The sequence below is a fragment of the Hoeflea algicola genome, assembly GCF_026619415.1.
Lineage (GTDB): Bacteria > Pseudomonadota > Alphaproteobacteria > Rhizobiales > Rhizobiaceae > Hoeflea > Hoeflea algicola.
In genome coordinates this window covers 4,590,960-4,610,654 of the sequence record NZ_JAOVZR010000001.1, presented here as the reverse complement: position 1 = coordinate 4,610,654, position 19,695 = coordinate 4,590,960, and the positions used below count along the sequence as shown (strand labels likewise).

The window sequence follows — 19,695 nt, the reverse complement described above, 5'->3', positions numbered from 1 at the left end:
ATCGGCTGGCGCGACCGTCAGGCCCCGCCAGCCGTGTTTGGCGGATCAGTTGTCGAACCAGCCTTCCTTGAGATAGCGCATATATTCAAACACCATGCCGTGCTTGCGCACAAACACGACCTCGAGAAAATCGCCAACAATGAAGGGTTCAATCAGGATTTCTGCGCCCTCGAGATAAGGCGCCAACTCGGTAACCCGGTAAGCGACATGCGGGTTGTCGCGCACGACCGCCGGTACTGTGCTGTCCTCGCGATAGCGCAAGAACTCGATGTGTTCGGGATGATTGCGCGGGTTGGTCACCCAGATCTTGCTCGCTTCCACCCAGTCTTCATCGGGCTGCGGCTCGGTGGTGGTGATGCCTACATGGTCGAAAACATATTCCAGCATCAGCCGATCCTCACCACGTTGCCGGTCCGCGCCGATTCCTCGGCCGCAAGCGTGGCCTCCAGAGCCGCGGTCGCATCCTCGGGCGTGCCGATTGTCACTTCCTTTCCATCCAGCGCACAGGTGGCGAAATAGGTGAATTCGTCACGCAATGCGCCACCGCGAACACCCTCGAACATTGGCCAATAGGTCGTGTCCGGCGAATGCAGCCGGTCGCCGTCGACAATACCCAGATTGGGGAACGTGTCCTGGACATGGATGATACCCTCGGTGCCGATGATCGACATGCGCTCGTCGATGTCGAAGGGGGTCTTTTCGGGCATGCACCAGACTGTTTCCAGCGTGGCGCTGGCGCCGTCGGCAAAGCGGTACATGGTCTGTCCGATATCGGGATGCTTGAGCCCGCGCACATCGACGGTCTGGGCATACGCCGAAACGATGCGCTGGCCGGTAAACCAGAGCATGATGTCGGTATCGTGAATGGCATCGCCGACAATCGGCCCGATCTTGTCGAGAATGGTCGGTGTCCATGCAGCTGGAATGTTGCGGCGGGAAGACAAGGCCACAATCTTGCCGATGCGGCCTTCGTCGATAGCCTGCTTGGCCATGCGGTAGCGTGGATTGAAGCGCACGATGTGGCCGATATAGAGAATGCCCTTGGCGCTCTTCGATGCCTCGGTGATTGCCAGCCCGTCCTCGACTGTGGACGCTATCGGCTTTTCAAGGAACACATGCTTGCCGGCCTTCAGCGCGGCAATCGCCGGCTCACGGTGCTGGTCCCACATGGTGCAGATCGACACCGCATCGATGTTCGGATCGGCCAGCATGTCGTGATAATCGCGGTAGAGCTTCTTGACGCCGAATTTTTCGCCCATTTCTGCAAGTCGTTCAGGCGTGCGCGTACACAGGGCAGCCAGTTCCAGATTGGCAACGCCGGCAATGGTCTCGGCATGAATCTCGCCGAACCAGCCAAGACCGATAATCCCAATTCGCAAACGATCCATGATTGTCTCCCTCTAGAATTCCTCGAGCGTCAATTCGCGCGTCATGACGATGTTTCCGGCGGTCAGCCCGCAATCGACGGGTATGGCCGCACCGGTGACGGCACTGGCTGCGTCGGAAGCCAGGAACGCGATCACCTTGGCGACCTCGTCGGGCTCGACGATACGGCCCAGCGGATACCAGCGTTCGAGCTGCTTCAGCACGTCGGGATCCTTGGCCTTGCGGTCGTCCCAGATCGGCGTGCGCACCGTTCCCGGCAGCACGCAATTGGCGCGAATGCCGTGGCGGCCATATTCCATGGCGATCGCCTTGGTCATGGCGATGATGCCGGCCTTGGCCGCGCTGTAGGCAGGATCGCCCAGCGCCGACAGACCGTTCACCGAGCCAACACTGACAATGCAGCCCCCGCGCCGTTCAACCATCTGCGGCAACACCGCGTGGGTGCAGGCATAGGCGCCATTGAGATTAGCTGCGATGTCCTCGTTCCAACCCGCTGGATCTGTGGAGGCCAGCGTGTGATGGCGTGAAATACCGGCATTGTTGATGAGGACATGAACCTCGCCAAAACCGGCAAAGGCGGTCTTGACCTGGTCGACAGAGGCAATATTGGCGATCGCCGGGATAACCTTGATCCCGTCCTTGCCGAGCACGTCAACCAGATCGTTGACGCGTTCGCTCACGTCAATGGCCGCGATGGTCGCCCCTTCTGCGCCGAAGAAGCGGCAGAGCCATTGGCCAATGCCGCCGGCCGCACCGGTGATGGCGACGGTCTTGCCTTCGAATGGTCGGGTCATTGCGCCCCCCGCAAAACATCGCCGATCCAGCCGAGATTGGCCCGGCGCAAATGGCCCCAATTGTAAAACGCCAATTCCTCGACCCCGCCCTCGCGCAGCGCCTCGACGGCGGCGATGAATTCCGCCCGGTTGGAAATGTCGGGATGCGATGGGCGCAAAATCCCGCGCAGCGTACCGGTGCCCTTCAGCCGCCGGCGAATATCGAACAAATCGGCCCTTATCCGCTCGGCACTCGGCTCATAAAAACAGGCTTCGACGATGCCTGTCGTTGCCGCCAGTGCGTACAGATCACTGCCCTCGTACCAGGCGCCGGCCGTTGGCCGCGCCACCGAGGGGATGACAGCCACTGTCGCATCCTTTCGGACCGCTGCACGGATTTCGGCCACCAGCGATGTGACAACGCCGTTGCGGAAATCGAGATAACGGCGGAGATCGGCGTTGGTCGCGACATCAGCGCGCCAGAATGCCTCGGCCATGTCGGCGGGGTAATCGATATCGCTGTCGAGATAGGCTTCGATGTCGCCGGCCACTTCCGCCTTGAACCGGCGGGCGTCGATGCCGGCCTTTTCGGCGCCCGAGACGCAATGGTCGCAGAAGCACAGGCCGAGCATGTTTTCGAGCCAGGGATTGGATTTCATCAACGCGAATTCATGGTGGAACCCATGCGCATAGGGCGCAAATCCGGGCGATTCCATGGAGAGGCCGCTGACCGGGTAGCTCTCGGTTACATCGCGGGCGAGACCGATGGCATAGGCCCGTGCTTCCGGTGCCGAGGGGCAAAGATTGTAGTAATAGGGATCGCCAAAAGCGTTACGCACCACGGACTGCGTATTGGCCATCCCGAGCCTGGTGTTGTGCAGCAACACCAGCCAGACATTGACTGCCATGCCGCTCTGTTCGACCAATTCGCCCAGCATGTCGCGTTCACTTAGCATGCTGTTGGCAACAGGCTTGATGGCACCGTAGCGTGACGGATCGGCGTTGAAATAGACCGTTCCGTCTTCGGGAAACAACACCTTGCCTGCCCTGCCATGCGGGCGCATGAACTTGCCGGCATGGTAGCTTCCGGCCATCGTCACCGTATCGAGACCGAGACCGCGAAACTCGTCTGCAGCAGCCTTGACGCCGGTTTCCGCAAGGTCCCAGGCATAGGTGTAAATCGCCTTGTAGCTCATTCCGCCGCTTCCTCTTTGTGGTGATCGTGCCCGCAGTGGCTGCCCAGGGTGAATGGCTCCTCGAACGGGCGCCGACCGATTTCCATCTCCTTGCCGTCCAGATAGACCGCGACCGGCTGCAACAGCGTCACGCCGGGGCGTGTGGCGCCGACGACATCCTCAAAAACATAGTTGCTGTCGACCTGACGGAGCACGGTAATATCGGCCGCAGCGCCAACGCCGAGATGGCCGAGTTCGGGGTGCCTGATGGCCAGTGCCGGCCGGCTCGTCGACATGCCGATCACGTCGGGCAACGTCAGTCCGCAATTGAGCAGCTTGCTCATCGTGTGCAGCAAATCAAAGCCCGGGCCCTCAACAGCGATGACATGAACATCGGAGGAAATCAGGTCGGGCAGAAAGCCATCCTCAAGCGCCCGTTCGGTGGTCTCGTAGCCAAAAGCGCCCATGCCATGGGCGATATCAAACAGCACGCCGCGTTCGCGCGCCGCGCGCACTTCGGGTATCACCTTGCCGTCACTGCCAACGGCAGAATTCGGATCGGGGCGGAAACAATGGGTCAGGATATCGCCGGGGCGCAGCATCGAGACGACGTCGCCATAGCTTGGCGGTGCGGTGCCGATATGGGTCATCAACGGAAGGCCGACAGCCTCGGCAGCCTCCAGCGCCACTTCCAACGCACCAAGCCCCAGGTCACCCGTCACCGGGCCGCCGATGCGGACCTTGACACCAACAATACGGTCGCGATTGGCCTCGATCTTGGCCACACAGCGGTCAACCGGCAGCATTTCGCGGATCCGCGCCTCACCGATCGACACCCCCTTGTCGAAGCCGAAAATGCCGGGGAAGGAAATATTGAGAAAAGCAAATATCTTGTAAGGCGACTGGTTCATCACATAGTCGCGAAAACCATCATAATTGCCGGCCCCTGCGCTACCGGCATCAACCATCGCCGTCAGCGCGGAACGCCGCGCGATCATGCCCGGATCAACGCTCAACGAGGTCGCCTTGTGGTAAACATGAGTATGAATATCCATCAGACCGGGCGCGACGATGCACCCGCTGAGATCTTCCACACGGGCGGTCCCCGGTTGCAGCGATGCGCCGATCGCAGCTACCTTGCCCGCCTTGATTGCCACATCGAACACGCCGTCGACGCCGTTGCGTTCATCGAGAACGCGGCCGCCCTTCAAGACGAGATCGTAGCCTTCGCCGGCTGCCGACTGACTCATTGAAGTTCTCCAATTGGTTCAGGTTTGGCGTGGGCGACCCGCTTCAAAAAGCCGCCCACGCCCGTAGTCGAACGGGCTTAATCCAGTTCGATCACGCGTTTTTCGTTGATTGATTGTTCGGCAGCCAGAACGATGCGCAGGCTGTTGACCGCCGCATCCATGGATTCGCCGAGATCAATGTCTTCCTGTATCGCCTTGAGGAAAAATGCCTGCTCGCGGTCGCAGAGGTCCTGATGACCAGGCTCATCGGTCATGGTCATGATTTCGTCCTCGCGGGCGAAATTCTTGTCCGCGTCAACCTCTGCATGGTGGTAGCGGATCGCATCGGTCTTGGTGTGCTGGTCGATATCGGCCGAATCCGACAGATTTTCCTTGGTCTGCTTGGGATTGGGGACAATCGAGACAGCGCCCTTGGGACCGACGACATCCTTCACGAAATAGGCGACTTCGCTCATCATCGGACCCCAGCCGGCCTCGTACCAGCCGACCGAGCCGTCGTCGAAAGTGACGTGCAAGTGCCCGTAATTGGGCTTGTCGGCCTCTTCCCAGAGGCTCGCGCCGATGCCGTGCACGCGCACCGGCTTGGCGCCCGTGAGCTGGCACATGACGTCGACATAATGAACGCCGCAATCGACGATCGGAATCAGGCTGTCGATCAGATTCTTGTGCCAGGTCCATGCCGGGCCGCTGCTCTGCTGATTGAGATTGAGCCGCATCACCAGCGGCTTGCCGAGTGTCTTGCCAAGTTCGATGAACTTCATCCAGCTCGGGTGAACCCGCAGGATATAGCCCAGCACCAGCTTCTTGTTCTTCTCGCGAGCCAGTTTCACCACCGCTTCGGCATCGGCTATATTGGTGGCAATTGGCTTTTCCATGAACACATGGGCACCGGCATTCATCGCCTTGATGGCGAACTCGGCGTGCGAATTAGGCCAGGAATTGATCGAGACGGCATCCGGCTTCGCGACCTTCAGCGCTTCGTCGTAATCCTCATAAAGCGGATAGCCCTTGAGTTCGTCGGGCACCGCCTTCGACTTGATTGTGCGGCTCATCAGCCCGACAATCTCGAAGCCCGGGTTGCGATGATACGCGCTTGCATGCGAAGCGCCCATGTTGCCCAGACCGACAACCAGAACCTTGACCTTTTCAGGCATGAAGCCCTCCCCTTAAACAGTTTGATCGATGGCGGGCGGCGCGTGCGCCGCCCGCGTTTGACTGGGTTGCCCTAACGGTCAGCCCTTGACGGCCTGGTCGTAGAGATGTGCCTTGAGGTTCTCGACGTCGACCGCGGCAAACTCGTCGCTGAGCTTGTAGCCATCTGCATCGGCCTGGACCTTGGCCTTGTCGAAGTCGTTGGCAGCCGGGATCAATTCATTGGTACACACATCTTCCGCCTTCACCGGATTGGTGATCTGTCCAAGCTCGTGGATCTGGTCGAAGAATGTCTGCCAGGCTTCCATGTTGTGGTCACCCCAGCCGGCGCGCTTGCTCATGTCACCGCGGAACACGGCGATCTGCTGCAGGATCGAGGTAGTGCCAAGTTCCGGCCCGAGATTACCGGCGACTGTCGGGAACTGTTCGAACACGATCTCGACTGCGGCGCGCGGATTGAGATGGGCGAACTCGAGGCCCATGGCCCAACCGCGCAGATACTTCTCGAGGTACGCCTTCTTGTCCGGGTCTTCCAGATCTTCGGCGCGGACAACGAAGGTGTTGGCAAACAGCGGCGAGTTCTGCACGCCGAGCCAGTATTCGAAGTCCAGTCCGGTGGCGATCCATTCAGCCCGCAGGCCTTCCCAGCCAAGTGCGGCATCGCCCTGGCCGGCCTTGAGCGCGGTTGCCCAGGTGGGCCAGCCGGCTTCGACATACTTGACCTTGCTGACATCAACGCCCTGGACGGCCAGCATCGGGTCGACAATCGACTGCCACGCAGCCGAGCCGAGAAGGATGGTCTTGCCTTCCAGCGTCTTGAGATCGTTGGTGCCTTCGCCCTTGCGGAAAGCGAGACTGAAAGTGTCGAACGCGCCCATGTGGAAGGCTGACTTGAGTTTCATGCCGTTTTCGAGCGCATACGAAAACACGCCGGGCGACGGGAAGCCGATATCGGCCTGACCCACATCAACAAACTTGACGGTCGCGGTACCGTCGGACGGACCCGGCTGGAAGTCAGCCTCAACGCCGAGATCGTCGAAATAGCCCATCTTCTTGGCGACATGATAGGCATAATCGTCAATCACTTCGATCGTGCCGCGCGGCGAAATCCAGGTGAATTTGGAATAAGGCTCCGCGCGGGCGCCGGATGCGCCAAGCACCGAGACGCTGACCACGCCAGCGGCGGAGACCTGAAGGAAAGTGCGGCGGCCCATGCTGCCGGACAAGAAGTTCTTATTCATAACCTATTCCCCTTTTACGTTGAAGCGTTCGGATAGTCATTTCCTGGTGCCAGTTCCTCCCGACAACAGGATCTCAGTCAGGCTTCCCAACTGGCGTACTTCTTCCCGAGAAGGAAAAAGAGCACATAGATGAGGATGCCCAGGATCGAGAGGATCAAGACCACCGCGAAGAATTGCGGCATCTGGATCATCGATGAATAAGACGTCAGCCGGTTGCCGAGTCCAAAGCCGCCGCCGACCATTTCAGCGCCGACCGCAGTCAGCAGACCGAAGATCGAGCCGACCATCAGGCCGACGAAAATCATTGGCAGCGCCATCGGCGCACGGACCTTCCAGAAGATCTGCAGGGTGGAGGCACCATAGGAGCGGGCCAACGCGATCTTGCCATGGTCGACACGGCGAAACCCGGTCGCAGCGTTGATCATCACCATCGGCCCGGAAGCCAGCGCCACGGCAATGATGCGCGGCTCGTAGCCGAAGCCGAAGCGCAAGATCAGAAGCGGCACCAGCGCCAGCATCGGCGTCGTCACCAACAGCAGGATGTAAGGCGTGACAATTTTCTCGACAAACGGAAATTGGGTGATCACGGCAGCAAGGATCAGACCGACGGAAGCCCCGATGGCAAAGCCACCGAACAGCTCAACCAGAGTATGACCAAGATGCGGGGCGATGAGCGGAAAATCGGTGACCAATGCCACGGCGATCTCGCTTGGCTTGGGAAGCACATATTGCGGCACTTCCAACAAGCCCAGCAGCAACTCCATGCCGCCGATGACAATCACGGCAACAGCGACCACCGCAAATATCTCGCCAGCGGATTTAATTCCGGGGCCCGAGGTGAGCGCCGACATGTTGGTAATGCCAACCTCGCTGGCGCCGCCAGTTTTAGCGTTAAATTCAGGTATTGCGTCTTTCTCGCTCACATCGTCCTCACTGGGCTGCTGTCTGGACAGATTGGGAGGGTGCGGCAGCACGGTCCGCCGGGTAGCGGCTTTGCTGGTTCCCGACGATCTCCTGCTTGATGGCGTTGGTGAGATCGAAAACCTCCTTGGTCGCCATGATTTCCATGGACCGCGGTCGGGCGAACGGTACCGTATGAATATTGGCGACCCGGCCCGGCCGCGGGCTCATCACCACAACGCGGTCGGAAAGGAAGATCGCTTCCTCGATAGAGTGGGTGATCAGCACGATGGTGGTTTTGGTATCGAGCCAAATCTCTTCCACCAGCCGGTTCATTTCCTCGCGGGTGAACGAATCAAGCGCACCGAACGGCTCATCCATCAACAGCACCGAAGGCTTGAACGACAACGCCCTTACCAGCGCCGCGCGTTGCTGCATGCCGCCCGAAAGTTCGCCCGGAAAGCGATTGCCAAAGCCTTCAAGTCCAACGCGGTTGAGCAATTCATCAATCCAGATCCTGTCGGGCTTGATGCCCTTGATCTCGAAAGGAAAATTGATATTGGCATCGAGATTGCGCCACGGCAGCAGATTGGCATTCTGAAACACCATGCTGATGTCGGGATTGGGGCCGGTCACCGGTTTGCCGTCGAGCAGCACCTCGCCGGCGCTGAGACCATGCAGCCCCGACATCGACCACAGCAGCGTGGTCTTGCCGCAACCTGATGGGCCGACGATCGAAACGATTTCGCCATCCAGTACATCTACCGAGCAACGATCAATCGCCAACAGGTCGCCCGACCGAGTGTTGTACACCTTGGTCGCGCCCCTCACTGAGAGTTTGGGATGGATGGCTTGTTCGACAGTCATTGTCCCTCACACTGCTGGTCCGCTCGTGCAATCCGGGAACGGGGTCCCGACGCATGAGAAGAGTTTGTAACTATCCGACTTAGGAGTCAAGCGTATCGCAAGATAATTACGTTCGCGGCGCACAATGCGATGTTTCCGGTCTTATTTCTCTTGTAAAGTGTGTAAGTTTCCTACATTATCGGCTTGAAGTCGACGGAAACGTACCGAATTTCACCGCCGAAAGACAACCATAACTGAACTTACATGGTGGATATCGCAGTGACCCAGAGAGCGGGAAAGCCGCATCAAAGCAACGCCGCGCCGGACGACGCCAGCAACGAAGACTATGCCAAGGCGATTCCCGACATTCTCTCCCAGATCAAGGATTCCTACGCGGAACTGCGCCCGGCCGAACGACGGGTCGCCGATGTGGTTCTTGCAGATGTGACCTTTTCCGTAGATGCCTCAAACGCCGATATCGCGAGGAAGGCCGAAGTCAGCGAGCCGACCGTTACCCGATTTTGTCGCGCCATCGGCTGCGATGGCGTGCGCGATTTCAAGCTCAAGCTGGCACAGAGCGTCGTGGTGGGACGGCTTTACCTCTCTCCCAACCCGCCTCCTGAACCCAGCGAGAACGGATCGCCGCTTTGGAACGTTGTATTCGGCGAAGCTCGCAATGCACTTAATGCGGTCGAACGCAGCATCGACCCGAAGGACATCCTGAAGGCTGCCGAACTGGTGTCCAGCGCGCCGCAAGTGCTGGTGTTCGGCCTTGGCGGAAGCTCGACGGCGTTGGCGCTGGAAACCCAGAACCGGCTGTTTCGCTACGGCGTCATCGTGTCTTCCTATTCCGACCCCTATATCATGAAGATGACCGCCTCGACGCTCAAGCCGGGCGATCTGGTGATCGCGATCTCGGGCACCGGACGCACCCGTGAAGTGGTGGAAGCAACGACGCTTGCCAAGCATTACCGCGCCAACACGATTGCCATCACCACTCCGGACAGCGATCTGTCAGCTGCTGCCGATCTGGCGCTTACTGTTGATGTACCGGAATTTCAGGACGTGCTCAAACCAACCGCCTCGCGCTACGCCTTCCTGGCGATCATCGATCTGGTGTCAACTGCGGTCGGTTACCGGCTCGAGCCGGATGCACGCGAAACGCTGCGGCGGATCAAGTACACGGTGCTCAATCATCGCAAGGGCAAGGTGCTGGAACCGTTGGGCGACTGACCGAAAGCCAGACCGGAATCAATTTCCCGGCTGCGCGCGCAGCCCCGAAACTGGAGGTATTGAAATGCACGACACAGCACCCGCGTCAGAGGCAACAGCCTGGCTTGCCATGCTGGGCGACAATCTCGGCAAGGGCGACATTGAGACAACACTAGATTTGCTTCAAAACGGTTGCTGCTGGCGCGATCTGGTGGCGTTTACCTGGAACATCAAGACGATGGAAGGCAAGCCCGCAATCGCCGAGATGCTGGCTGCGACGCTGGCTTCGGCGGCACCATCGGCATGGCAGATCACGCGGGCGTCAAAGACCGATGATGGCGCCATCCAGGCCTGGTTCAGTTTCAAGACCAGTGTCGGACAGGGCCAGGGAATCTTCAGCCTGGTGGATGGCAAATGCCGGACCATGCTAACGACACTGCAGTCGCTCGATGGCCATGAAGAAGCGGCCGGGATGACGCGCATTTCCGGCGTCAATCACCGCGCAGACCGCAACCGCGAGACCTGGTCGGAACGCCGCGCGCGGGAAGAAGCCGAATTTGCGGAGGGAACCACTGATCCTTACTGCCTGATCATCGGCGGCGGCCAGGGTGGCATCATGCTCGGCGCCCGGCTAAAACAGCTCGGGGTGCCGACGGTGATTGTCGAGAGAAACGAGAAGGCTGGCGATTCCTGGCGCAACCGCTACCGCTCGCTCGTGCTGCACGACCCGGTCTGGTACGATCACCTGCCCTATGTTCCGTTTCCCGACCATTGGCCGGTGTTTACGCCCAAGGACAAGATGGGCGACTGGCTGGAAGCCTATGTGAAGATCATGGAGCTGACCTATTGGGGCAGCACCGAGTGTGTTTCCGCCGCATTCAATCCGGAAACAAAGCGCTGGCGCGTCGAGCTTGTGCGCGACGGCAAGCCGATGATCATGCAGCCGACGCAGCTGGTGTTCGCCACCGGCGCCTACGGCCCGCCGAAGATGATCGACCTGCCCGGCGCTGACAGTTTTGCGGGCGAGATCCTCCATTCCAGCCACTATTCCGAGGGATCGGCCTACCGCGACAAGAAGGTGGTGGTGATCGGGGCTGCCAGTTCCGGGCACGACATATCGGTCGACCTGTGGGAAGCAGGTGCCGAGGTGACCATGGTCCAGCGCTCCCCCACAACCGTGATCCGGTCGGAAACGCTGATGGAGCTTGGCTTCGACATCTATTCCGAACAAGCAGTGCAAAACGGCATCGACGTCGACACAGCCGACATGATTGCGGCGGCGACGCCTTTCGCCCTGCAACCGCCGATCCAACGTGCGCTTACTGAAAAGATTCGCGCGCGCGACGCTGAATTCTATCGCAAGCTCGAAGCAACCGGGTTCCTGCACGATTTCGGGGAGGACGACACCGGGCTGTTGATGAAGGCGTTCCGCACCGGGTCGGGCTACTATCTCGATGTCGGTGCATCGCAATTGATCATCGACGGTGAAATCGGCATCAAGGCCGGGGTCGAGATCGACCGGATTTCGGACACGGCGATCCATTTTGCCGATGGCACGGCGCTTGAAGCCGATGTGATCATCCAGTCCACCGGCTTTCACTCTATGCATGAGGTCGTGGCCAGTATCGTCTCGCGCGAAACCGCCGACCGGATCGGCACCTGCTGGGGCCTGGGTTCCGGCACCCGCAACGACCCCGGTCCATGGCATGGCGAACTGCGCAACATGTACAAGCCGGTGGCGCAGGAGAACATGTGGTTCCAGGGTGGCAATCTGGCGTTGCAGCGGTTCTTCTCCAAATACGTGGCGCTGCAGATTAAGGCGCGGATGGAAGGCATCGAAACCCCGGTCTACGCCCCGCCGCTCTGATCAGGCGGGAAGCTCCCGGCAGGGCTCACGAGTCCAATGGGTATCATGGGCCCTGCCGATCAAGCGGTTGCCCTTGCGAGAACCGCGGGTCCGATCGGCGTAGTTGGCGCTTGTAACGAACCGTTCAGCGATGCACCTGCGCGAAAGTGCGCACGTCCTTTGCCTCGATCATTTGCCCACCAGCCTCGCCGAAGGCCTTGAAATGGGACGTCGCCCGATGGGCGTCAAAGGCCGCAAGGTCCGAATAGACCTCGTAGAGGAAAACGGTGTCGGGCAGCGCCTCGTCATGGCAGACATCGAATTGATGACACCCGGCCTCGGTCTCGCGCGAGGCTCGCGCATTTTCCAGGATCAGCGGCAGGAATTCGGCCATCTGGCCGGGCTTGATTTTGAAGGTGACGACAACAGCAAACATGTTCTTTCCTCGCTTAACGAAACAGTTCGACCATCGTCATAGACACTGCGGGCACACAGGTCACCAGCAACAAGGCGGCAATCGACAAGCGATAGAGCGTGTCCATCCGGCCGGCGGTCGACCGGCATGGGCTTCGACGGGTGTAATTCGCCACCGGCACGGCTGATATTGACGCCGACCATACGACTTGTGTGCAAGCCTAGCACTGCCGTCAAACCGCTCCCGGTTGACTTGCAGCGATTGCACCAATGTGATCTGATTTCCTCATCCCATCACACGGCAGGATGGCCTCTTCCCGCGGCGCAAACACCGCTGGAGAAAGCCCCCTACGCGATGCACATTCTAAAATCGGAGCCAAACACCCATGAGCACAAAAAACCTGGCGGACATGCTGAAGAACCCCGACCTGCTTATCAGTTCTGCCTTTGTCGGAGGCGACTGGATGGCGGATGCAGCAAGCGGCAAGCGTTTTGACGTGCTCAATCCGTCGACCGGCGCGGTCATCACCTCGCTGCCCGATCTAAGTGTGGACGAGACCAGGGCGGCAATCGACACCGCGCACCTGGCACAGAAGGACTGGGCGGCCAAAACCGGCAAGGAACGCGCAACGGTGTTGCGCAAACTCTTTGATCTGATGGTTGCCAATGCCGATGATCTGGGCGCGATCCTGACCGCTGAAATGGGCAAGCCGTTTGCCGAAGCCCGGGGCGAGATACTGTATGGCGCGAGCTTCATCGAGTGGTTTGCCGAAGAAGCCAAGCGCATCTATGGCGACGTCATCCCCGGCCACCAGCCCGACAAGCGCATCATTGTGCTCAAGCAGCCTGTTGGCGTGGTCGCCTCGATCACCCCGTGGAATTTTCCCAATGCGATGATTGCCCGCAAGCTCGGACCGGCGTTGGCTGTGGGCTGCGCCTTTGTCGCCAAGCCTGCCGCCGAAACTCCGCTGTCGGCGCTGGCCATGGCCAAACTCGCCGAAGACGCAGGTCTACCCAAGGGCCTCTTGAGCGTCATCACCTCGAAATCAAACGCGCCGATTGGCCAGGAATTCTGTTCCAACCCAAAGATACGCAAGATCACGTTCACGGGTTCGACCGAGGTTGGCCGCATCCTGATGCGGCAGTCGGCCGACCAGATCAAGAAGACCTCGATGGAACTCGGAGGCAATGCACCGTTCATCGTCTTCGACGACGCCGATCTCGATGCCGCCGTCGAAGGCGCGATGATCTCGAAATACCGCAACAACGGCCAGACCTGCGTCTGCGCCAACCGGATCTATGTGCAGTCGGGTGTCTACGACGCGTTTGCGGAAAAACTGGCAGTCGCGGTCAGCAAGATGAAAATTGGCGACGGCTTTGACGATGGCGTGACCACCGGTCCGCTGATCAGCGAAGCCGCCGTGAGCAAGGTGATGGAACACATCGAGGATGCCAAGGCCAAGGGCGCCAAGGTGATCACAGGCGGCAGCCGCCATGCGCTCGGCGGCACCTTCTTCGAACCAACGATCCTGACCGGAGTGACCCGCGAGATGAAAGTCGCCGGCGAGGAAACATTCGGCCCGGTGGCACCGCTGTTCAAGTTCGACACGGTCGACGATGTGATCGAACAGGCCAACGATACCATCTTCGGCCTGGCATCCTACTTTTACGCCAACGATCTGACACGGGTCTGGCGGGTGGCCGAGGCGCTTGAATACGGCATGGTCGGCGTCAACACCGGCCTGATCTCGACCGAGGTCGCCCCGTTTGGCGGCGTCAAGCAATCAGGCCAAGGCCGCGAAGGTTCGAAATATGGCTGCGACGACTATCTGGAAATGAAATATCTCTGCCTCGGCGGGATTTAAACGAAGCAATCCTGGGGCTTTGCAAACGCATAAGCCCCGGGACCCCACAAAGAGCCGTTCTATTCCCAATCGGTGCCAGCCGGAGGCCGGTTGCGGTTTGCCTCGATCTGGATCGCTTCATCAGCCTCGGCGAGGTCTTCTTTTGAAGGTGGCGATGGTGGATCGTTCTCGCCGGACTTGTCCTCCGTCAGCGCCAGACAGTAGAACATCGGAAAGTGGTCGGAGCCGACAAACCGCTGCCGCTCAATCGCCACAAGTACAAAATCGCGCGAATGAAAAATGTGGTCGAGCGGCCAGCGCATGAACCAGAAACGCGCGTCAAACGAATTGAACATCCCCCTGCCCTGACGTGGATCAAGTAGGCCGGAAATTCGAAGGAAACGGCGTGTGGTTCGAGACCATGCGACGTCATTCAGATCTCCGGTAACGATCAGCGGCAAGGGTTCTTTGTGCGCCTGCTTGGCGACCACCAGAATTTCCGCGTCGCGGCCAAGCGTATCGCGGTTGGGCAATGGCGGTTCAGGATGGAGCGCAATGATCCGGACATCGCGCCCGCCGGGTAGCCGGGCTACACAGGAGATGCTCGGCACTTCTTCGTTGAGCAGAAACCGAACCTCATGCTCAAGCAAGGGATAGCGGCTCGCGAGAATGATCCCGTAGCTGTCCTCCTGCGGATGCTCGATGCTGTGACGGAACTCGGTCAGGCAGGGCTGCAACGCCTCGACCCAGGCCCGGTCCGGTTCCATGAACACGGCAATATCGGGCCGGGTGTCACGGACCAGATCAATCACGCTTTGATAGTCGCGATTGCCTTGTTTGACATTGCATGTGAGCACCGAAATTGTCGGCGCCTCCTTGCTGTCTCCCGCATACTGGACAGTTTGTACCGGCCACAGCGGGGTGAAGCGCACGACAAAGACAAGCTGGATGGCAATTGCCACAACAGCCATGACTACGGCAGCCACAAGGGTCGATGTCAGCGAACCGGCAAGTATCGCGCCAACAATGACCAACACCGATATTGCGATGGCTTGCAGCCGGCCAAAATCGAAAGAGCGCACCATGCCGTGTCCGAAGGGCAGCAGCGGCATCAGGCTGGCCAGCAGACAGATAGCTGCGAGAACGGCAAGACCAATTTCGATCACGCGGGTGTTCCGGTTTCGGTGCGTGTCAGCGACACGCTGCTCGCCGGTATTGCGCTGGTAAGCGAGGCACGAAGAAGCGGCCGGCGCGCGCGGCTTAAAGGTTCAACCAATGTTTCTGCGGCTGCAATGGCGTTGCAGCGCAGCCGGAACGGGCCGGTGTAGCGGCTACCGAACCTGTAATACCAGCCGTCTCGCCAATTCTCGATCTCGAACAAGGGCTCGTCCATCGCACCATCTCCCATTTCTGCATGAGTTATCAACGCGGGATCGTGACGACGGTTCCCCCGATCGTGTCGAATGATCTTGCGGGAACTTCCCGGCGCTTGCCTCGTTTAATCGGGCAACCCCGCCCAAGTGGCTCTGGAGAGTGAGTGGAAGACCGATGAGCGACAAGACCAGATCATTTCAGGAATTCATCCAGAGCGCGGAGTTTCGAGAAACCGGCACTGGTTTTCAATTCGCATCTGCAGTTCGAGAAGCTGCGGGCCGATGGCCGCTTCGACAAGATGAAGGACATCATACGCAAGCGCGATGCAGCGCTGGCCGGCACCATCAACCCGATGCTCAACGACCATGGCGAAGCCTCCGAAGCGCGTCAGTACAGCGGCCGCGCAGTTGACCAAGAATGGAAATGCCCTTTTGCCCACAAGGATGTAGCCTGACATGACCAATCGAATTGCACCTCGCAGCGGCACGGCCTTCGAACTGAAGAAAGGCCAGTTGCTTACCGTCATTGATCCGGAGGGCGAGCAGGTTTCCGACCTGGTGGCCTTCAGCGCCAGTGACAAGTGCGAATATCTCTCATGAGGAAGGTCGATCGATTACGCGGGCAAAATCTTTTTGACCAAGGGCGACACCCTCTATTCAAACCGTTCAGTCCCCATGCTGACTATTGTCGAGGACGAGGTTGGCCGCCATGATTTCAGCCTGACGCCGTGCTCGCGCGACACCTTCCGCATCATCTATGGTGACACCGATCCGCATCACGGGTGCCAGGGGAATCTTGAGAATGCACTGGCGCCTTACGGGATCGGCGCTGACGCTATTCCAATTGCGTTTAACGTGTTCATGCATGTCTCGGTGGACAGTGACAGCGGCGAGATCAAGGTGCTGCCACCAAAGAGCAAGCCGGGCCAGAAAACTGTATTCCGCGCCGAAATGGACCTGATTATTGCCATGACCGCCTGTTCAGCCGGGCAATCCAACAATTTTCGCTATAAGCCGATCGATTACCGGGTGGACGATCCGCCCTGAATCGCAGTTCTCAAAAAATCACGCCGGGCAGCCAGGTTGCCAGTTGAGGCAGCAGCCAGACCAGTGAGATACCGACGATCTGCAACCCGATGAAGGGCACCACACCGGCATAGATCTGTCCGGTGGTGACTTCCGGTGGGGCTGCACCGCGCAGGTAGAACAGCGAGAAGCCAAACGGCGGAGTTAGGAAGCTGGTCTGCAGATTGATCGCCAACAGTACACCGAGCCAAATCGGATCGTGACCCATGACAATCAGCGTCGGCGCGATCAGCGGCAGCACGATCACCGAGATCTCGACGAAATCGAGAAAGAAGCCGAGCACGAAGACAAAGGCCATGCAGAACAGCAGCGCGCCTGCCGGACCGCCTGGCATGTTGGTGAGGATATGAGCCACCCTCTCCTCGCCGCCAAGACCAATGAAAACCAGCGAAAACATGCCGGCCGCCAGAATGGTAGCGAAGATCATTGCCGTCATGGTGAGCGTGGAATCAACGGCGGCGTGCAGGGTCTTGGTGCGCAGCGTGGCCTTGAGCGCAGCCAGGATCGCCACCGCCCCGATGATTGTAAGAACAATGTAGAAGCCGCCTGCTGCCAGCGAGAAAATGCCGAGATCGTTGCGCTGCAGGCGCACCGGAAACAGGCCGGCAAAGACGCCAAGGCAGATCAGCGCGGCAGCGCCCCAGAGGATGATCCGCGGGTTCTTGCCAACCCGCATACCGGCCATCAGCAATGCGCCGACAGCGCCGACGGCAGCAGCTTCGGTGGGGGTTGCGACACCGCCAAGGATCGCGCCGAGAACAGCAATGATCAGCAGCACCGGCGGCACGATCGCCGAGATGATTTCGCGCCGGTCGGGCTTGGCGAGATCAAGCGAGGCCGGCGGCATGTCTTGCGGCCTCAGCAGGCCGCGCACCAGAATATAGATGAGATAGAGCAGCACCAGCGTCAGGCCGGGAATGATGGCGGCGGCAAAAAACTGACCCACCGACAGCGCCTCAACCGAAAACTTGCCCTGCTCGTATTGCGCCTGCTGATAGGCGTTCGACATCACATCGGCGAGAATGATCAGCAGCGTTGAGGGCGGGATGATCTGTCCCAGCGTGCCTGCAGTGCAGACGATGCCGGAGGCGACGCGCGGATCATAGCCCGAGCGCAGCATGGTCGGCAGCGCGATCATGCCCATGGCCACAACGGTGGCGCCGACAATGCCGGTGGAGGCGGCAAGCAGTGCGCCGACCAGCACGACGGAAATGCCCAAACCACCGCGCAACTGCCCGAACAGCCGGCCCATGGTATCGAGCAGTTCCTCGGCAATGCGGCTTTTCTCCAGCACCGCGCCCATCAGCACGAACAGCGGAATGGCGATCAGCACCTGGTTGGACAATAGTCCGAACACGCGCTGGCCGGTGGCACCCAAAAGAGTAATGTCCATCACCCCGAGTGCCCAGCCGAGATAGGCGAAAATGACCGCGATACCGGCGATGGTGAACGACACCGGAAAGCCGAGCAGGATGCCGCCCATCAGCCCGGCGAACATGATGAGATCGAGATACTGGCTCATGCGTCGGCCTTTGCGGCGTCAGGTCGGGTCAGAAAAAGTCGGATCAGCAGCGACAGCGATTGCAGAACCAGCAGGATGCAGAACGCCGGGATCAGCGTCTTGAGCAGAAACACCGCTTCGATGCCGCCGACCGAAATTGGCCCTTCCAGGATTTTCCAGGAATTACGCACCGACGGCCAGGACCAATAGAGCAGCACCAGCATCGACGGGATCAACAGCAGGATATGGCCGAAAATATCGATGCGTCGGCGACCGTTCGGGCTCGCCTTGGCATAAAACACGTCAACACGGACATGCTTGTCGACCAGCAACGTGTATCCCGCACCGAGCATGAACAGAGTTGCGTGCATGTAGAGCACGCTTTCCTGGGCGGCGATCGAATTGACGCCGAACACATAGCGGCCGACGACAATGGCGAATTGCACCAGTACCATCAACAGAGCCAGCCACCGCACGATGCTGGCCGTCACCCGGCTGACGCCGTCAAGAAAGTCCGCCAGGCGCTGCATATGGTCCCCTTTGCCCTGAAATCAGCCGGCGCGGCACCCTCGGGCACCGCGCCGGCATATGGCTAGATCGATCAGTAACCCATTACAGACGCACGGGCATTCATCTGCCCGTTGTCGGCGTAGGTCATGTAGCCACCGACCAGATCGCGATAGGCGATGTAACTTTCGGTGATGCGCTTGACCAGTTCATCGTCATTCTGGCGCAATTCGTCAACGACTTCTTCCGCCGCCTTGCCCATTGCAGCGACGACATCGTCGGGCAGCTTGCGAACATTGACGCCATGCTCGGAGACCAGCGTCTTGAGCGATTGCGCATGCTTGGTCGTGTATTCGGTCCAGACCGGATTGTAGAGGCTTTCGCAGGCCAGCGAGACAACCTGCTGCAGGTCTTCCGGCAATTCGCTGTAGGCCTTGGCGTTGACGCCACATTCTTCCGCAGAAGACGGCTCACCGACGCCGGGCCAATAGTAGTTCTTGGCAACCTGATAAAAGCCGAGTGCTGAATCAGTCCACGGGCCGATGAATTCGCCGGCATCAAGGGCACCGGTCTGCAGTGCCTGGAACATCGGTGGTCCACCCATCGCCTGGGCAGCCATGCCAAGCTTGGTGGCCATTTCGGACGCCAGGCCGGTGGTGCGGAACTTCAAGCCCTTGAGGTCTTCGACCGAGTTGATCTCGTTGCGGAACCAGCCGGCCCATTGCGGACCGGAGTTGCCGCACAGGAACGGCTTGACGCCAAAGCGGCCGTACATTTCGTCATAGAGCGCCTGGCCACCGCCATGCTGCATCCAGCCGAACTGCTCGTCTGCGCGCAGGCCGAAAGGCTGCGAACCAAACAACAGGATGCCCTTGGACTTGGAACCCCAATAGGCGGGAACGGCATGGTAGAGCTCGGCAGTGCCTTCGGAGACAGCGTCAAAAACGCCCGGTCCCGGAACGATTTCGCCCGCTGCATAGAGCTTGACCTCAATGCGGCCGCCAGACAGCGTGGTGATGCGGTCGGCCAAAAGCTGGGCTGCGACGCCCGGACCGGGAAGGTTCTTAGGCCACGCGGTGACCATCTTCCATTGGCGCTTGTCCTGCGCGATTGCAGGCGTGGCAAGGGTCGCAGCCGCGGCTGCACCGGCGACGCCTGCCGTCAGGAATTTTCTTCTCTGCATTTTCGT

Annotated in this window: 18 protein-coding genes and 2 pseudogenes; 5 read left to right on the top strand and 15 right to left on the bottom strand. The window is 59.6% G+C overall.

The window, feature by feature from the left end:
- Window positions 1–45: 45 nt before the first annotated feature.
- The 9 genes from OEG84_RS22315 to OEG84_RS22275 form a co-directional block, all read right to left on the bottom strand.
- Window positions 46–387: a hypothetical protein gene (locus OEG84_RS22315; RefSeq protein ID WP_267655797.1), complete on the bottom strand. Its 342-nt coding sequence runs from the start codon at window positions 385–387 to the stop codon at window positions 46–48.
- Complete coding sequence (locus tag OEG84_RS22310; protein ID WP_267655796.1) at window positions 387–1,388, bottom strand: Gfo/Idh/MocA family protein; 1,002 nt, start codon at window positions 1,386–1,388, stop codon at window positions 387–389. Before OEG84_RS22310 ends, OEG84_RS22315 begins: the two co-directional genes overlap by 1 nt.
- A gap of 12 nt (window positions 1,389–1,400) precedes the next feature.
- Window positions 1,401–2,180 (bottom strand): SDR family oxidoreductase, encoded by a 780-nt coding sequence (locus tag OEG84_RS22305; protein WP_267655795.1) that lies wholly within the window; start codon window positions 2,178–2,180, stop codon window positions 1,401–1,403.
- Window positions 2,177–3,355 (bottom strand): hypothetical protein, encoded by a 1,179-nt coding sequence (locus OEG84_RS22300; RefSeq protein ID WP_267655794.1) that lies wholly within the window; start codon window positions 3,353–3,355, stop codon window positions 2,177–2,179. The genes OEG84_RS22305 and OEG84_RS22300 overlap by 4 nt, the downstream gene beginning before the upstream one ends.
- Entirely contained in the window at window positions 3,352–4,584 is a 1,233-nt protein-coding gene (locus OEG84_RS22295; protein WP_267655793.1) for an amidohydrolase/deacetylase family metallohydrolase, read from the bottom strand. The genes OEG84_RS22300 and OEG84_RS22295 overlap by 4 nt, the downstream gene beginning before the upstream one ends.
- A gap of 77 nt (window positions 4,585–4,661) precedes the next feature.
- Window positions 4,662–5,738, bottom strand: coding sequence for a Gfo/Idh/MocA family protein (locus OEG84_RS22290; protein WP_267655792.1), 1,077 nt, complete (start codon window positions 5,736–5,738; stop codon window positions 4,662–4,664).
- A 78-nt stretch (window positions 5,739–5,816) separates the two neighbouring features.
- Window positions 5,817–6,977 carry an ABC transporter substrate-binding protein gene (locus OEG84_RS22285; protein ID WP_267655791.1) on the bottom strand — a complete coding sequence of 387 codons (1,161 nt, stop codon included), beginning with the start codon at window positions 6,975–6,977 and terminating at the stop codon, window positions 5,817–5,819.
- Between the two features lie 77 nt (window positions 6,978–7,054).
- A complete protein-coding gene (locus OEG84_RS22280) occupies window positions 7,055–7,900 on the bottom strand; it encodes an ABC transporter permease (protein ID WP_267655790.1) in 846 nt (281 codons plus the stop codon).
- Between the two features lie 7 nt (window positions 7,901–7,907).
- Complete coding sequence (locus OEG84_RS22275) at window positions 7,908–8,744, bottom strand: ABC transporter ATP-binding protein (protein ID WP_267655789.1); 837 nt, start codon at window positions 8,742–8,744, stop codon at window positions 7,908–7,910.
- 258 nt (window positions 8,745–9,002) lie between these two features.
- Between OEG84_RS22275 and OEG84_RS22270 the strand changes: the two genes are divergently transcribed.
- A complete protein-coding gene (locus OEG84_RS22270) occupies window positions 9,003–9,956 on the top strand; it encodes a MurR/RpiR family transcriptional regulator (protein WP_267655788.1) in 954 nt (317 codons plus the stop codon).
- A 64-nt stretch (window positions 9,957–10,020) separates the two neighbouring features.
- Entirely contained in the window at window positions 10,021–11,802 is a 1,782-nt protein-coding gene (locus tag OEG84_RS22265; protein ID WP_267655787.1) for a flavin-containing monooxygenase, read from the top strand.
- Window positions 11,803–11,926: 124 nt separating this feature from the next.
- Here OEG84_RS22265 and OEG84_RS22260 read toward each other — a convergent pair whose 3' ends face one another.
- On the bottom strand, window positions 11,927–12,217 hold the full coding sequence (locus OEG84_RS22260; RefSeq protein ID WP_267655785.1) for a putative quinol monooxygenase: 291 nt from the start codon (window positions 12,215–12,217) through the stop codon (window positions 11,927–11,929).
- Window positions 12,218–12,581: 364 nt separating this feature from the next.
- Between OEG84_RS22260 and OEG84_RS22255 the strand changes: the two genes are divergently transcribed.
- Entirely contained in the window at window positions 12,582–14,060 is a 1,479-nt protein-coding gene (locus OEG84_RS22255) for an NAD-dependent succinate-semialdehyde dehydrogenase (RefSeq protein ID WP_267655784.1), read from the top strand.
- 59 nt (window positions 14,061–14,119) lie between these two features.
- On the opposite strand, the gene OEG84_RS22250 is transcribed toward OEG84_RS22255, so the two are convergent.
- On the bottom strand, window positions 14,120–15,205 hold the full coding sequence (locus OEG84_RS22250) for an endonuclease/exonuclease/phosphatase family protein (protein ID WP_267655783.1): 1,086 nt from the start codon (window positions 15,203–15,205) through the stop codon (window positions 14,120–14,122).
- Window positions 15,202–15,432, bottom strand: coding sequence for a hypothetical protein (locus OEG84_RS22245; protein WP_267655782.1), 231 nt, complete (start codon window positions 15,430–15,432; stop codon window positions 15,202–15,204). The genes OEG84_RS22250 and OEG84_RS22245 overlap by 4 nt, the downstream gene beginning before the upstream one ends.
- Before the next feature lie 195 nt (window positions 15,433–15,627).
- Here OEG84_RS22245 and OEG84_RS22240 point away from each other — a divergent pair.
- Window positions 15,628–15,867 (top strand): annotated as a pseudogene (locus tag OEG84_RS22240) (YqcI/YcgG family protein); the annotation flags it as partial.
- A gap of 1 nt (window position 15,868) precedes the next feature.
- Window positions 15,869–16,459, top strand: a pseudogene (locus tag OEG84_RS22235) (DUF1989 domain-containing protein).
- A gap of 10 nt (window positions 16,460–16,469) precedes the next feature.
- Here OEG84_RS22235 and OEG84_RS22230 read toward each other — a convergent pair.
- The 3 genes from OEG84_RS22230 to OEG84_RS22220 form a co-directional block, all read right to left on the bottom strand.
- Window positions 16,470–18,020, bottom strand: a complete 1,551-nt coding sequence (locus tag OEG84_RS22230; RefSeq protein WP_267655781.1) for a TRAP transporter large permease — start codon at window positions 18,018–18,020, stop codon at window positions 16,470–16,472.
- Window positions 18,017–18,529, bottom strand: a complete 513-nt coding sequence (locus OEG84_RS22225) for a TRAP transporter small permease subunit (RefSeq protein WP_267655780.1) — start codon at window positions 18,527–18,529, stop codon at window positions 18,017–18,019. The genes OEG84_RS22230 and OEG84_RS22225 overlap by 4 nt, the downstream gene beginning before the upstream one ends.
- Window positions 18,530–18,600: 71 nt before the next feature.
- Window positions 18,601–19,689, bottom strand: a complete 1,089-nt coding sequence (locus OEG84_RS22220) for a TRAP transporter substrate-binding protein (RefSeq protein ID WP_267655779.1) — start codon at window positions 19,687–19,689, stop codon at window positions 18,601–18,603.
- Window positions 19,690–19,695 lie beyond the last annotated feature (6 nt).

What these genes read in the sequence shown, in the direction of transcription:
- OEG84_RS22285 (WP_267655791.1), bottom strand. Translation starts at nt 6,977, where the DNA reads ATGAATAAGAACTTCTTGTCCGGCAGCATGGGCCGCCGCACTTTCCTT.
- OEG84_RS22315 (WP_267655797.1), bottom strand. Translation starts at nt 387, where the DNA reads ATGCTGGAATATGTTTTCGACCATGTAGGCATCACCACCACCGAGCCG.
- OEG84_RS22220 (WP_267655779.1), bottom strand. Translation starts at nt 19,689, where the DNA reads ATGCAGAGAAGAAAATTCCTGACGGCAGGCGTCGCCGGTGCAGCCGCG.
- OEG84_RS22255 (WP_267655784.1), top strand. Translation starts at nt 12,582, where the DNA reads ATGAGCACAAAAAACCTGGCGGACATGCTGAAGAACCCCGACCTGCTT.
- OEG84_RS22305 (WP_267655795.1), bottom strand. Translation starts at nt 2,180, where the DNA reads ATGACCCGACCATTCGAAGGCAAGACCGTCGCCATCACCGGTGCGGCC.
- OEG84_RS22290 (WP_267655792.1), bottom strand. Translation starts at nt 5,738, where the DNA reads ATGCCTGAAAAGGTCAAGGTTCTGGTTGTCGGTCTGGGCAACATGGGC.
- OEG84_RS22225 (WP_267655780.1), bottom strand. Translation starts at nt 18,529, where the DNA reads ATGCAGCGCCTGGCGGACTTTCTTGACGGCGTCAGCCGGGTGACGGCC.
- OEG84_RS22245 (WP_267655782.1), bottom strand. Translation starts at nt 15,432, where the DNA reads ATGGACGAGCCCTTGTTCGAGATCGAGAATTGGCGAGACGGCTGGTAT.
- OEG84_RS22310 (WP_267655796.1), bottom strand. Translation starts at nt 1,388, where the DNA reads ATGGATCGTTTGCGAATTGGGATTATCGGTCTTGGCTGGTTCGGCGAG.
- OEG84_RS22265 (WP_267655787.1), top strand. Translation starts at nt 10,021, where the DNA reads ATGCACGACACAGCACCCGCGTCAGAGGCAACAGCCTGGCTTGCCATG.
- OEG84_RS22295 (WP_267655793.1), bottom strand. Translation starts at nt 4,584, where the DNA reads ATGAGTCAGTCGGCAGCCGGCGAAGGCTACGATCTCGTCTTGAAGGGC.
- OEG84_RS22260 (WP_267655785.1), bottom strand. Translation starts at nt 12,217, where the DNA reads ATGTTTGCTGTTGTCGTCACCTTCAAAATCAAGCCCGGCCAGATGGCC.
- OEG84_RS22300 (WP_267655794.1), bottom strand. Translation starts at nt 3,355, where the DNA reads ATGAGCTACAAGGCGATTTACACCTATGCCTGGGACCTTGCGGAAACC.
- OEG84_RS22275 (WP_267655789.1), bottom strand. Translation starts at nt 8,744, where the DNA reads ATGACTGTCGAACAAGCCATCCATCCCAAACTCTCAGTGAGGGGCGCG.
- OEG84_RS22230 (WP_267655781.1), bottom strand. Translation starts at nt 18,020, where the DNA reads ATGAGCCAGTATCTCGATCTCATCATGTTCGCCGGGCTGATGGGCGGC.